Below are 13599 nucleotides of genomic sequence, written 5' to 3' on the forward strand. Positions count from 1 at the left end.
GCCCCAATTGTAATTTGAAGCGCGCAGCGAAGCAATGGTCTTATATCTTATATAAGACTTACGGGAAGCTGAATGCTGCCGGGCTCAGGCCAGCAAGTCGGCGTATTCAGGGTGGCGGCGGAAATAGACCACGGCATAGCTGCAAACGGGGCGTACTTTCCACTGTTGGTTTTTTGCCGTTTCCAGCGCAAAGCGGGTCAGTTGCCCCGCAATGCCGCGGCCTTCCAGCTCGGGCGGCACACGGGTGTGGGTGATGCTCATGACAGCATCGTCCAGTTCGTATTCGATCACGCTGCGGCGGTTTTCAATGTCGCAGTAAAACAGACGCGCTTGCGGGTCGTGGTGGATCTCGGTAGTCATGGCAGACTCCTTCAAGTGGGGTTGGAGTGCAGGGCGATCAGAACCCAAACAGCCAGCATGGCGATCATGCCCAGAAAGCAGCCGCCCCACAGCCCCATCAGGGGCCATTTGATGCCCATGGGGACATCATCGGGTTGCACGTGCTTGAGTAGCCGGTTGGCATTGCCAAACAGAGAGTTTTGGCGTTTGGGGAAGTTCAGACGTAAAAAATAATCCAGCAGTACGCCTGCCTTCAGCGAAAAACTGAGTTTTTCCCAGGGGTACTGATCCAGATAGGGATGACGCAACACCTGGTTGCTGCGGCGCAGATTGAAAAGCAGTAAATATGCACCGGAGACCAGACTGGTCAAGGCACAGGCAATCATCAAGGTGCCGGCCAGCGGCAGGGCGTAGCGTACAAATTCAGAGAGCATGGAAGTCACCAGCAAGACGGCCCCGCGTGCGCAATGCAGCGGGGCCGTGGGTTAGATCACAGGCAAATAATAGCCCAGGATCTGTGACTTATGGGCGCTGATCCAGAGGCACAAAGCTCTGATTTTCAGGGCCAATGTAGTTGGCGGTAGGACGAATAATCTTGTTGTCCACGCGCTGTTCAATGATGTGAGCCGCCCAGCCAGCCGTACGCGCGATCACGAACAAAGGCGTAAACATGGCAGTAGGGACACCCATGGTGTGGTATGACACGGCCGAGAACCAGTCCAGGTTGGGGAACATTTTCTTCACTTCCCACATCACGCTTTCCAGGCGTTCGGCAATGTCGAACATGCGGGTGTTGCCATCGGCCACGGCCAGCTCTCTGGCCACCGATTTGATCACTTCGTTGCGTGGGTCGGAGATGGTGTAGACGGGGTGACCGAAGCCAATAATGACTTCCTTGTTTTCCACGCGCTTGCGGATGTCTTCTTCCGCCTGATCGGGGTTCTCGTAGCGCTTCTGGATTTCAAAAGCCACTTCGTTTGCGCCACCGTGCTTGGGACCGCGCAGGGCACCGATCGCACCGGCAATCGCGGAGTAGAAGTCCGAACCTGTACCGGCGATAACGCGGCTGGTAAAGGTGGAGGCGTTGAACTCGTGCTCGGCGTACAGGTTCAGCGAGACATGCATGGCTTTTTCCCACTCGGCCGATGGCTTCTCACCGTGCAGCAGGTGCAGGAAGTGCGCGCCGATACTGTCGTCGTCGGTCTGTACGTCGATCATCTCGCCGTTGTGGCTGTAGTGGTACCAGTACAGCAGGGCCGAACCCAGGCAAGCCATCAGACGGTCGGCGATGTCGCGTGCGTCGGGCAGGTTGTGGTCGTCTTTTTCAGGCAGCACGCAGCCCAGAACCGACACGGCAGTACGCATCACGTCCATGGGGTGGCTGTGGGCAGGCAGGGTTTCCAGCGCGGTTTGCAGGGCCAGAGGCAGGCCACGCAGACGCTTGAGCTTTTGTTTGTACGCGCGCAGTTCGTCGCGGTTGGGCAGTTTGCCGTGGATCAGCAAATGAGCCACTTCTTCAAATTCGCAAGCCTGGGCCAGGTCCAAGATATCGTAGCCGCGGTAGTGCAGATCATTGCCACTGCGACCGACCGTGCACAAGGCGGTATTGCCTGCAACAACGCCAGACAGGGCAACAGATTTCTTGGGCTTGAAGCCAGTGCTAGGGGTGTTCTCAGTACTGCTCATAAAGGTCTCCTGGTTGCTGGGCAGCCAGCACGAGGCTGGCTGCTGAATGGGGTTTTACCCGCGCGACGGCCCAGTCAAGGGGCCGGGCGGGAGCCTGTGGTGGCTCAGGACTTCTTGTTTTTCTGGAACAGCTTGTCGAGGCTTTGCTCGTAAGCATGGTAGCCGATACGATCGTACAGTTCTTCACGAGTCTGCATCAAATCGATGACATTTTTTTGATGTCCGTCACGACGGATCGCCTGGTAGACAGTTTCGGCGGCCTTGTTCATGGCGCGGAAGGCGGACAGGGGGTAGAGCACCATGGCGACATTGGCCGAAGCCAGCTCTTCCACCGTGAACAATGGGGTTTGGCCGAACTCGGTAATGTTGGCCAGCACGGGGACATCCAGTGTTTCGGTAAAGCGGCGGTAAGTGTCCAGGTCATAGCAGGCTTCAGCAAAAATGCCATCTGCACCTGCTTCCACGCAAGCCTGGGCACGTTCCAGAGCGGCTTCCACGCCTTCGACCGCAATCGCGTCTGTACGAGCCATGATGAAGAACTCGGGATCGGTACGGGCGTCAACAGCGGCTTTCACGCGGTCGGCCATTTCACCAGTGCTGACGATTTCTTTGCCGGGGCGGTGACCGCAGCGCTTGGCGCCAATCTGGTCTTCAATGTGGCAAGCGGCAGCGCCGAACTTGATCAGGCTTTTGATCGTGCGGGCAATGTTGAAGGCCGAAGCGCCAAAACCGGTGTCAATGTCCACCATCAAAGGCAGATCGCACACATCGGTAATGCGACGAATGTCGGTCAGCACGTCGTCCAGCGTGTTGATGCCCAGATCAGGCAAACCCAAAGAGCCAGCCGCGACACCGCCACCCGACAAGTAGATGGCGCGGTAGCCGGCGCGTTGGGCCAGCAAAGCGTGGTTGGCGTTGATGGCGCCGATGATTTGCAAAGGCTGTTCTTCACGCAGGGCCTGGCGGAAACGGGCGCCTGCCGATGTCAGTTGGTTTTGGCTCATTTGGGGCTCCAGATCACAAGATATAAAAATGTCGTCAGCGTGATGCTGCGATGGGTTGGTTCTACTAAAGCAAATGCTGTGCCAAGTTCATATAAGGGGGCGATGAAAAGCCTGAACCCAGAGGAGGCGGGGATTTCTCGCGTGGTGTGATGTCGTCGCTCCCTTCCAGGAATATTGTCTTTTCCTGTTTTGTGTTTCAATATTGAAACGTAATTTGAAACAGTGTCGCATTATTGATGCCTGGGTGAAACCATATGCCTTATCCTTCCTCCCCGCCTGCGCGTCTGCGTCTGGTAGCTTTTGGCCTGCATGGACTGCGTTCTCTATTGGAAGAGTTGGTGCCGCAGTTTCGCGCCCAGGCCGAAATACTGATTGTGGACAAAGCCTATGGCGAGGCCGTGGAGGCCGTGCAGGTTTTGCGACAAACAGGCGAAATTGACGTGCTGGTGTCCGCCGGTTCCAACGGCAGTTATTTGCGCGAACATCTGGACTTGCCGGTGGTGTTGGTCCATCCCGGTGGTTTCGACATTATGGGCAGTCTGGCCTCGGCACAGGCCGAGCGCAAAGCCGTGGTGACCTACGGCGAAATGCCGCTGGAGCTGATGGAGTTCGTGCAGCGTTTTGATCTGCCTGTGGAGTTACGCAGCTATCGCAGCGAGGCTGATGCACGTAGCTGTGTTCAGGATTTGAAAGAGCTGGGCGTGGAGTGGGTGCTGGCACCCGGTCTGGTGGTGGATCTGGCGCGCGAGAATCAGATGGAAGGCGTGCTGCTGTATTCACAAGGAGCGGTGCGACAGGCTCTGGAATCCGCTATTGAACTGGCCCGTGTTGCTCGTGCTGAGGCCGCTCGCCGGGATCGCTTGAATACGATTCTGGCGCAGTTGCGTGACGGCGTGGTGTCAGTGGACAGGGACGAGCGGATTGAAACCGTGAACCCGGCGATGGAAGCCTGGTTGGGGCAACCGGCCCAAGCCATGATTGGCCGCCGCTTGGGTTCCTTGTATCCCGAGCTGGATCTGGCCGGCACGCTGCGCAGTCTGGAAGTGCAGTTGGATACGGTGCAACAAGTAGGTGGCCGTACCGCGATTGTGACCCGCATGCCGATTCTGGAGCAGGGACGCTTGAGCGGGGCGGTATTGCTGTGCCAGGACCCGGCCGCGATTCAACGACTGGACCGCAGCTTGCGATCCCGCAGTCAGCAAGCTGCATCGCGTCATGCCCGCTACGAGCTATCTGATCTGGTGGGGCAGAGCTCGCCCATGCGTAAGCTGCGTGCCCAGGCTCAGGCTTGTGCACAAAGCACAGCGACGACCTTGATTATTGGTGAGAGTGGTACGGGTAAGGAGCTGCTGGCTCAAGGAATACACAGTGCCAGCGCCAGACGCGCGCAACCCTTTGTGGCCGTGAACTGCGCGGCTTTCCCTGACAGCCTGTTGGAAAGCGAACTGTTCGGTTATGTGGAAGGCGCCTTCACAGGCTCCAGCCGGGGCGGCAAAGTCGGGCTGGTGGAAGCGGCTCACACCGGCACTTTGTTTCTGGACGAGATCGGGGAAATGCCCTTGCCACTGCAAACCCGTTTGCTACGGGTGCTGCAAGAAAAAGAAGTCCTGCGTATCGGGGCGATTGAGCCAACGCCAGTCGATGTGCGCGTGATTGCGGCCACTCATCGCGATCTGGCCGCGCAGGTTAAAGAAGGCGTGTTCCGTCAGGACCTGTTTTATCGACTGAATATTCTGGTGCTGCGCTTGCCGCCCTTGCGTTTGCGCACACAGGATTTGCCAGAACTGGTGGAGCATCTCCTGGCAAAAGTGGCTCAACGTCTGGGTGGGGATGTAACACTCAACCCGGATTGGCTGACGGAGCTGCTGGAACTGGGCCGTCACTACACCTGGCCCGGCAATATCCGTGAGTTGGAAAACCTGATCGAACGCTTGATGGTCCTGGGCACAGTGCAAGGCGATCAGGCTGTGGTACTGGAAGATATTGCGCCGGAACTACGGGCAGTGGTGGCAGAGCCCGCTATGCCTGCGCTGCGTGATCAGCAAGAGCGCAGCGAGCAGGAGCATCTGGCCAAGGTGCTGGAAGAGTGTGGCGGTAACCGTGCTCTTGCAGCCCAGCAACTGGGGATCAGCCGCAGTACGTTGTGGCGGAAGTTGCGTAAAGGTTGATGGGCTCGTCAATACTCCTTGGGGTTCCAGCAAAGCCCATATGTCGCCATTTCCTTCAAGGCTGGTTTTAGTGCCGACTGATTCTGCTTAACGCTATCAAAAGCAGGCTGACCAGCAAGGAGGCCACCAGGTTGTACGTCAGCCCCATGCCAAAGGCAGAAACATAGTGCTCAGCCTGACTCAGGGCAGCGCTGTCTGTGTTTCGTCCGGCATTAAACAGGAAGCCGACCACGGCAACCCCTAGAGCGGCACCAATTTGCTGAATGCTGGAGATCACACTGGAGGCCATGCCAGCTTGAGTCTCGTCGATAAAGCCTAGTATCAGATTCAGTAAGGGCGTCATGATCAGGCCTTGGCTGGCCCCCAGGAAAATCAAGGCAGGAATCAGATGGGCAGGCTCCAGTTGTGCACCTGCCCATGCTACTTGGCCGATTAGCCAGGCAAAGGAGAGGGCGTAGCCTGTTGCTCCCGTCGTAATAGCCTGGGTGCCGTAGCGGGTGACAAGACGTGGCGCGTAGAGAGAGGCGGCAATAAAGCCCACGCTGGCGGGTGCAAAAATACTGCCTGCGTGGAAAGGACTTAAGCCAAAGCCGCTTTGCAGCAACAGGGCAAAACAGAGAAAGAAAGAGCTGGCGGTGGAGTACACCAGCAAGACCAGCAGGGCGCCCAGAGCAAAGCGGGGTTTTGCCAGCAGTTGCATATCGACCAAGGGCAAATATCCGATGCGTCGCCGTCTTTGCTGGTGCCGATAAAAAACAAACAGCAAGACAAGAGAGGCGGCCAGACTCGTCAGGCTGGCAAGGGGCCAGCCATGCTCCGAGCTTTGGATGATAGGGATCAGTAACAGGCTGAGGCTCAGACTGATCAGAATGACGCCTGCGCCGTCCAGTCCCTGGTTTTGAGGGCCTCGGGTTTCAGGGATGTAGCGCGCTGCCGCAATCGCCAGTAGACCAATCGGGATATTGATCAGAAAGATGTTGCGCCAGCCCAGGTCAAACAGATCGGCGTGAATCAGCCAGCCTCCCAGGACCTGTCCGGCAATAGCGGCCAGCCCCAGCGTCATGCCCAGCAGGCCGAAGGCGCGACGGCTGTTATCGCCGTCAAAGTTGACCCGAATGGAAGCATAGACCTGCGGGAAGAGCAGGGCGGCAGCCAGGCCCTGCAGTACCCTGGCAATAATCAGAAAAAAAGCGTTGGGCGCCAAACCGCATAGGGCAGAGGCGAGCGTAAAGCCTGCCATGCCGATGATAAAGAGCTTGCGTCGGCCAAATAAATCGCCCAGCCGTCCTCCTGTAATCAGCAGTACGCCAAAAGCCAGTTCGTAGCCCGCCACGATAAAGCCGATCTGACTAAAGCTGGCGCCAAGTTGGCTCTGAATATTGGGGATAGCGACATTGACGACGAACAGGTCAAAAATGGTGACGAAACCCGCCAGAAGTAGCACGGACAGGCCCAGCCAGGGCGGGGTGTTTGTGGAGGCTGTATGGGTGTTTGGGGAATGCGGCTTGGAGTTCATGATGCTTGTTTGAGGTAGAAACCCGTGTATTCTTGAACTCTTTTTAAGCAATTACAATTTAACTGTTTATGCTATTACTTAAAGCAATGGGGTCTTGAATCATGAGAACGCTGGAACGAACGCGCCCGGATCTGGCAGCCTTCTTGCGTGCATGCCGTGAACGCCTCTTGCCGGAGGAGGTGGGTTTGCCCAGTGGTGGGCGTCGTCGTACGCCGGGGCTGCGCCGTGAGGAAGTGGCCGCTTTGGCAGGAGTGGGGCTGACCTGGTACACCTGGTTGGAGCAAGGGCGTGATATTGGGGTGTCGGCCAGCTTTCTGGACAATTTGGCGCGGGTTCTGAAACTGGATGCGGCCGAACGTAGGCACTTGTTTTTGCTGGCGCATGAGCGCCTGCCTGCCGAGCCAGGAATTACCTGGTGCGTCTTGCCGCCGTTGGTGCGGCGCTTGATGCACGACTTGCCTCATCCGGCTTTTGTCTTGAATTTACGTTGGGATGTTCTGGGCTTTAATGCCTTGGCGGATGATTTGCTGGACTTGGGGGCGTATCCCGAGGGGCAGCGCAATCTTCTATGGCAGATGTTTACGAATCCCGCTTTGCACACACGCTTTGTGCCCTGGGAATCGCAGGCGCTGGAGATGTTGTCCAGTTTTCGTCGAGACTTTGCTCGGGCCACAGACGGTACGGATATTCATGAACTGGCTAATGAGCTCAAACGCGTATCACCGGAGTTCAAACTGTGGTGGGAGCAACATGATGTACACCCGCCTTGCGGTGCGCTACGCACATTGCTTGTAGATGGGGAGTTGCGTGAGTTTGAGCAGACCTCGCTCATCATTGATGAGAGTCGGCATTTGCGTATGGTGGTGTATGTGCCGCCTTTGCAGCAAGGTCAAGGCGATGGGGGCAGTTCACGCTAGTATTGTGCAGAGCTTGTAGAACGCAAGTGAGTGCTCAGTACTGCCGTGATGTTAATAGCAGGATCCTGGTTTTACGTGTTGAGTTCCAGCATTCAGCATCAAGCACTAAGCATCGAGCAGCAGGCGTTAGAGATCAGTCGTCAGGTCTCACCCATCAGGCGATAGGCACCAGGCAAAAAAATCCCCGCTGATCAGGCGGGGATTGCAGACACTGGCGGCTTAATTAGCCCAGCAAGTCTTTCACACCGTCACGCTCTTCCAGCAGCTCGTTCAGGGTGTGGTCCATGCGCTCACGCGAGAAGGCGTCGATTTCCAGGCCTTCAACACGCTTGTACTCACCGTTTTCGGTGGTCACAGGCACGCCGTAGATGATGCCTTCAGGAATGCCGTAGGAGCCGTCCGAAGGAACACCCATGGTGACCCATTTGCCGTTCGAACCCAGCACCCAGTCGCGCACGTGGTCGATGGCAGCGTTGGCAGCCGAAGCAGCCGAGGACAGGCCACGGGCTTCGATGATGGCGGCGCCACGTTTGCCCACGGTGGGGATGAATGTTTCGCGGTTCCAGGCCTGATCGTTGATGATCGCGTCGATCTTCTCGCCGTTCACGGTAGCGAAACGGGTGTCAGGGTACATGGTGGGCGAGTGGTTGCCCCAAACGATCAGGTTCTCGATGTCAGCAACAGCCTTGCCGGACTTGGTGGCCAACTGCGACAGGGCGCGGTTGTGGTCCAGGCGCAGCATGGCAGTGAAGTTCTTCGCTGGCAGATCAGGAGCGGACTTCATGGCAATGTAGGCGTTGGTGTTGGCAGGGTTGCCGACCACCAGCACTTTCACGTCACGGCTGGCCACTTTGTTCAGGGCACGGCCTTGTGCTGTGAAGATCTGGGCGTTGAAGGCCAGCAGATCTTTACGCTCCATGCCTGGGCCACGAGGACGGGCACCGACCAGCAGGGCGATATCAGCATCTTTGAAGGCGGTTTCAGGATCGCTGTGGGCGGACATGCCTTGCAGCAGCGGGAAGGCGCAGTCGTCCAGTTCCATCATGACGCCCTTCAGGGCCTTTTGGGCTTTCTCGTCGGCAAGTTCCAGCAGCTGCAGGATTACAGGCTGGTCTTTGCCCAGCATTTCGCCAGAAGCGATGCGAAACAGCAGGGCGTAGCCAATCTGGCCAGCAGCGCCGGTAACGGCGACGCGCATTGCGGGTTTGGACATGAGAGTAAGACTCCGTTTTTGGGTTTGAAGACGGTGACGAAAAACACAGTTTAAATCTTTTGCAGACCGGGAGGCTGGCGTGGAAAACGGTTTTTCGCAAGAGGAAAAGCCTCTTTTTTCACTGCGCAGACTAGACCAAAACGATAGCGCCGTCAAACGTCTTATATCTTATATAAGACATAAGAGCGTTAGACATTCGGGGCCGGTCATGCGAAAATTAGTGCACTGTCTATTTTATGAACAAATGCGCGTTCCAAGCTGTATCTGTCGCGCATTTTTTATGAGCCCCATGTCTGATAACGTGCCGCCGCTACGCACCCAGGAAATCGAAAAATCCGCTCCTAGCGCGGCCTATAGCCCTCTGTATCAACAGATCAAGGCTTTGTTGCTGCAGGGGCTGGATCGTGGCGAGTGGAAGCCCGGCGAAGCCATCCCCAGTGAACTGGAACTGGCCGCCCGCTTTCAGGTCAGCCAGGGCACGGTGCGCAAGGCTATTGATGAGCTGGCTGCCGACAACCTCCTGATTCGTCGTCAAGGCAAGGGCACCTTTGTGGCTACTCACCACGAAGCCCGTGTGCGCTTTCGTTTCCTGCGCCTGGCCCCGGACGATGGCAAGCCTGTGGCTTCCCAGAGCCGTATTCTGGATGTACGTCGCATGAAAGCGCCTACGGATGTTGCCATGCTGCTGGATTTGCGCACCTCCGACATGGTGGTGAACCTGCGCCGGGTTCTGTCCTTTGATCAGGTCCCGACCATTTATGACGATATCTGGCTGCCTGGCTCCGTCTTCAAGGGTTTGACCCTGGAGGCCGTCGAGCAGAACAAGGGCCCGATGTACGCCTGGTTCGAGAGCAAATTCGGCGTGAGCATGGTGCGCGCCGATGAAAAGATTGGTGCTGTCAGTGCCACCGAAGAGGCCGCCTCGGTCTTGCAGGTCGCTGCCGGTTCGCCGCTCCTGCAGGTGGAACGCGTGTCCTATACCTATGGTGATCGACCGATGGAGTTGCGCCGGGGCTTGTACCTGACTGAGCGCTTCCATTACCGAAACACGCTCAGCTAGTTCGGCGGCATACGGTATTTGATACTGCACCGTAGTGTCAAATAGGTGAAAATACCAAGGTTAAAAATTTTATGACTTTTTTTTATCTACTTCGAGGCCATCATGTCTGATACCGCACCCAAGCAGCGTCCGCAGTATCGCAATATCAGCGTGCCGCAGATATTGAGCTACCGCTTGCCCCTGGCTGCAAAATCGTCGATTTTGCATCGTGTCAGTGGTGCATTGCTGTTTCTTTGCCTGCCGCTCGTTCTATTGCCACTGTTCTCTTTGAGCGTCAGCTCTCCAGAGTCCTTCGAGACCTTGCGCAGCTACGTCGACAACCCTGTCTGTAAGCTGATCCTTCTGGTCCTGATCTGGGGCTACCTGCACCACTTCTGTGCCGGTATCCGCTATCTGGCACTGGACCTGCACCTGGGTAACGACAAAGAGTCCGCCAAGAAGTCGGCCGGTATGGTGTTCGGGGTCAGCCTGGCGCTGACCGTTGTGTTTGGTTTGAAACTGTTTGGGGTGTGGTAATGGCAAATCGTGAGCGCATTGGCGCAAACCGCCTGGTAGTGGGTGCCCACTACGGTACCTTGGACTTTCTGGCACAGCGTGTCACCGCAGTCATCATGGCCATCTACACCTTGGTCATCATCGGCGGCATCCTGTTTAGCAGTGAACTGAATTTCGAGACCTGGCGCGGCCTGTTCTCGTTCACGGTCGGCTCCCTGCCTTTGGGTCAGTTGCTGGCAACCTTGTTCTTCCTGTCTTTGTCCTGGCATGCCTGGATTGGTGTGCGTGACATCTGGATGGACTACGTCAAGCCCGCTGGTCTGCGCTTGTTCCTGCAAGTGTTGACCTTGCTGTGGCTGGTCGCCAGTGTCGTCTTTTTTGCAAAAATTATCTGGAGTCTCTAAACCGTGGCTTCCATCACAAAATCTTTGCCCCGCCGTCAGTTTGACGTAGTGGTGGTCGGTGCCGGTGGCGCCGGTATGCGTTGTTCCCTGCAATTGGCTCAGGCTGGCTTGTCCGTGGCCGTGCTCAGCAAGGTGTTCCCAACCCGCTCCCACACCGTGGCGGCTCAAGGTGGCGTCAGTGCTTCCCTGGGTAACATGAGCGAGGATCACTGGTACTGGCACATGTACGATACCGTCAAGGGTTCGGACTGGCTGGGCGACCAGGACGCCATTGAATTCATGTGCCGTGAAGCTCCACACGCTGTGTACGAGCTCGAGCACTTCGGTATGCCGTTTGACCGTAACCAGGACGGTACGATTTACCAGCGTCCATTTGGTGGTCACACTGCCAACTTTGGTGAAAAACCTGTTCAACGTGCCTGTGCCGCTGCTGACCGTACCGGCCACGCCATGTTGCATACCCTGTACCAGCGTAACGTTGCAGCCCGCACTCAGTTCTTCGTGGAATGGATGGCGCTGGACCTGCTGCGTAACGAAGCGGGCGACGTTCTGGGCGTAACCGCTCTGGAAATGGAAACCGGCGAAATCTACGTTCTGGAAGGCAAGCGCGTGGTGCTGGCTACCGGTGGTGCTGGCCGTATCTGGGCTGCTTCCACCAACGCCTTCATCAACACCGGTGACGGCCTGGGTATGGCTGCTCGTGCTGGTCTGCCTTTGCAAGACATGGAATTCTGGCAATTTCACCCCACTGGCGTAGCCGGTGCTGGCGTGCTGATTACCGAAGGCGTGCGTGGTGAAGGCGGTATCTTGCTCAATAAAGACGGCGAGCGCTTCATGGAGCGTTACGCTCCCACCCTGAAAGACTTGGCCCCACGTGACTTCGTGTCCCGTTCCATGGACCAGGAAATCAAGGAAGGTCGCGGTTGTGGCGACGGCAGCTACGTGGTTCTGAAACTGGATCACCTGGGCGCTGACGTCATCAAGAAACGTCTGCCCTCGATTCGCGAAATCGCGATCAAGTTCGGTAACGTGGACCCGATCAAAGACCCAATCCCCGTGGTTCCAACCATCCACTACCAGATGGGCGGTATCCCCACGAACTACTACGGTCAGGTTGTGACTCAAACCGCCACCGGCGAAAACAAGATCGTCAACGGTCTGTACGCCATCGGTGAATGTGCCGCTACCTCTGTGCACGGTGCCAACCGTCTGGGTACGAACTCCCTGCTGGACCTGATCGTGTTCGGTCGCGCTGCCGGCAACCACATTGTGGATTCGCACCCCGAGAAAACGCACGCTCACCAGGAAATTAACGAGTCCTCCATCGAGTACTCGCTGGACCGCGTCAACCGTCTGGAATCCCGTACATCGGGAGAAAAGGCACAGGACGTGGGCAACAAGATTCGTGTGGCCATGCAGGCTCACTGCGGCGTGTTCCGTACCCTGGATCTGTTGCACAAGGGGGTCGACCAGATCGAATCCCTGGTTCCCGAAGTCAAGGATATTTACTTCAAAGACAAGTCCAAGGTGTTCAATACCGCCCGTATTGAAGCTCTGGAAGTGGCCAACATGATCGAAGTGGCTCGCGCTACGACGAAGTCGGCCGCCAATCGTACTGAAAGTCGCGGTGCTCATGCCCTGAACGACCACCCGGAACGTGACGACGAAAACTGGCTGCGTCACACCTTGTGGTTCTCGGAAGGCAGCCGTCTGGAGTACAAGCCTGTCCAGATGAAGCCTCTGACAGCCGAAACGATTCCGCCCAAGGCCCGGACTTTCTAAGCAGGATACTGACATGAGCCAAAAACGTAAGGTCAAATTTGAAATCTACCGCTACGATCCTGACAAGGACGAGCGCCCCTACATGCAGAAGATCGAAGTCGAGCTGGAGCCCACCGACAAGATGCTGCTCGATGCGATCCTGCGCATTAAAAACGACATGGACGACAGCCTGGCGCTGCGTCGCTCCTGCCGTGAAGGTGTGTGCGGTTCCGATGCCATGAACATCAATGGCAAGAACGGACTGGCCTGCACCACCAATATGCGCGACTTGAAAGAGCCTGTGGTTCTGCGCCCACTGCCAGGTCTGCCGGTTATCCGTGACCTGATCGTGGACATGACCCACTTCTTCGATCAGTACCATTCGGTCAAGCCGTTCCTGATCAACGATGCTCCTCCTCCAGAGAAAGAGCGTTTGCAAACGCCTGAAGCCCGTGAGGAGCTCGATGGTCTGTACGAGTGCATTCTGTGCGCCTGCTGCTCGACCTCTTGCCCATCGTTCTGGTGGAACCCCGACAAGTTCGTCGGTCCTGCTGGTTTGTTGCAAGCCTATCGTTTCATTGCCGACTCGCGTGACGAAGCAACGGGCGAGCGTCTGGACAATCTGGAAGATCCATACCGCTTGTTCCGCTGCCACACGATCATGAATTGCACGGACGTCTGTCCAAAAGGACTGAACCCGTCGCATGCCATCGGCAAGATCAAAGAAATGCTGGTGCGTCGCAGTATCTAAAAAGGTGGGTATGTACCGATGAGAACATTGACGGAATTGGAGCGTGCGCGCCTGCGCTGGCGTGCGCGCCGGGGCTTGCTTGAAAACGACTTGATGATCACCCGTTTTCTGGATCAATACGAAAACGAGCTGACTGATCAGGACGTCTCGGCCCTGACCCGCTTGTTCGAAATGGACGATACAGTTTTGCTGGATGTCCTTCTGGCTCGCTCCGAGCCAGAAGGGCAGTACGCCACACCGGACATTCAGCGACTAGTAGACATTATGCGAAAGCTATAACCATTG

14 protein-coding genes are annotated in these 13599 nt (G+C 56.8%); 8 read left to right on the plus strand and 6 right to left on the minus strand.

Annotation, left to right across the window (positions count from 1 at the left end; translation table 11 throughout):
- Positions 1–84 precede the first annotated feature (84 nt).
- The 4 genes from U2949_RS16740 to prpB all read right to left on the minus strand — a co-directional run bounded on the left by U2949_RS16740 (position 85) and on the right by prpB (position 3029).
- Positions 85–360: a GNAT family N-acetyltransferase gene (locus U2949_RS16740; protein WP_009457716.1), complete on the minus strand. Its 276-nt coding sequence runs from the start codon at positions 358–360 to the stop codon at positions 85–87.
- An 11-nt stretch (positions 361–371) separates the two neighbouring features.
- Positions 372–773 (minus strand): hypothetical protein, encoded by a 402-nt coding sequence (locus tag U2949_RS16745; RefSeq protein ID WP_321288942.1) that lies wholly within the window; start codon positions 771–773, stop codon positions 372–374.
- 88 nt (positions 774–861) lie between these two features.
- A complete protein-coding gene (gene prpC, locus U2949_RS16750) occupies positions 862–2025 on the minus strand; it encodes a bifunctional 2-methylcitrate synthase/citrate synthase (RefSeq protein ID WP_321288945.1) in 1164 nt (387 codons plus the stop codon).
- A 104-nt stretch (positions 2026–2129) separates the two neighbouring features.
- Entirely contained in the window at positions 2130–3029 is a 900-nt protein-coding gene (prpB, locus tag U2949_RS16755; protein WP_321288947.1) for a methylisocitrate lyase, read from the minus strand.
- Positions 3030–3283: 254 nt separating this feature from the next.
- Between prpB and prpR the strand changes: the two genes are divergently transcribed.
- A complete protein-coding gene (gene prpR, locus U2949_RS16760; protein WP_321288949.1) occupies positions 3284–5197 on the plus strand; it encodes a propionate catabolism operon regulatory protein PrpR in 1914 nt (637 codons plus the stop codon).
- A gap of 67 nt (positions 5198–5264) precedes the next feature.
- Here prpR and U2949_RS16765 read toward each other — a convergent pair whose 3' ends face one another.
- A complete protein-coding gene (locus tag U2949_RS16765; RefSeq protein WP_321288953.1) occupies positions 5265–6713 on the minus strand; it encodes an MFS transporter in 1449 nt (482 codons plus the stop codon).
- A gap of 101 nt (positions 6714–6814) precedes the next feature.
- Between U2949_RS16765 and U2949_RS16770 the strand changes: the two genes are divergently transcribed.
- A complete protein-coding gene (locus U2949_RS16770) occupies positions 6815–7630 on the plus strand; it encodes a helix-turn-helix transcriptional regulator (protein WP_063693516.1) in 816 nt (271 codons plus the stop codon).
- A gap of 223 nt (positions 7631–7853) precedes the next feature.
- Here U2949_RS16770 and U2949_RS16775 read toward each other — a convergent pair whose 3' ends face one another.
- Entirely contained in the window at positions 7854–8843 is a 990-nt protein-coding gene (locus U2949_RS16775) for a malate dehydrogenase (RefSeq protein ID WP_022983546.1), read from the minus strand.
- Between the two features lie 289 nt (positions 8844–9132).
- On the opposite strand from U2949_RS16775, the gene U2949_RS16780 reads away from it, so the two are divergent.
- From U2949_RS16780 to U2949_RS16805, 6 genes are all read left to right on the plus strand, one after another.
- On the plus strand, positions 9133–9903 hold the full coding sequence (locus tag U2949_RS16780) for a GntR family transcriptional regulator (protein WP_321289047.1): 771 nt from the start codon (positions 9133–9135) through the stop codon (positions 9901–9903).
- Between the two features lie 102 nt (positions 9904–10005).
- The gene (gene sdhC, locus U2949_RS16785) at positions 10006–10419 is read left to right on the plus strand and encodes a succinate dehydrogenase, cytochrome b556 subunit (protein ID WP_009457694.1); all 414 of its coding nucleotides are present in this window, start codon (positions 10006–10008) and stop codon (positions 10417–10419) included.
- The gene (gene sdhD / locus U2949_RS16790; RefSeq protein WP_003802535.1) at positions 10419–10802 is read left to right on the plus strand and encodes a succinate dehydrogenase, hydrophobic membrane anchor protein; all 384 of its coding nucleotides are present in this window, start codon (positions 10419–10421) and stop codon (positions 10800–10802) included. The genes sdhC and sdhD overlap by 1 nt, the downstream gene beginning before the upstream one ends.
- Before the next feature lie 3 nt (positions 10803–10805).
- Positions 10806–12584, plus strand: coding sequence for a succinate dehydrogenase flavoprotein subunit (sdhA, locus tag U2949_RS16795; RefSeq protein WP_026484288.1), 1779 nt, complete (start codon positions 10806–10808; stop codon positions 12582–12584).
- A gap of 13 nt (positions 12585–12597) precedes the next feature.
- The gene (locus U2949_RS16800) at positions 12598–13314 is read left to right on the plus strand and encodes a succinate dehydrogenase iron-sulfur subunit (RefSeq protein ID WP_003802530.1); all 717 of its coding nucleotides are present in this window, start codon (positions 12598–12600) and stop codon (positions 13312–13314) included.
- 18 nt (positions 13315–13332) lie between these two features.
- A complete protein-coding gene (locus tag U2949_RS16805; protein ID WP_003802528.1) occupies positions 13333–13593 on the plus strand; it encodes an FAD assembly factor SdhE in 261 nt (86 codons plus the stop codon).
- Positions 13594–13599 lie beyond the last annotated feature (6 nt).

Origin of the sequence: Alcaligenes phenolicus (assembly GCF_032063905.1) — a bacterium.
In the GTDB taxonomy this organism is placed as follows: domain Bacteria; phylum Pseudomonadota; class Gammaproteobacteria; order Burkholderiales; family Burkholderiaceae_B; genus Alcaligenes; species Alcaligenes phenolicus.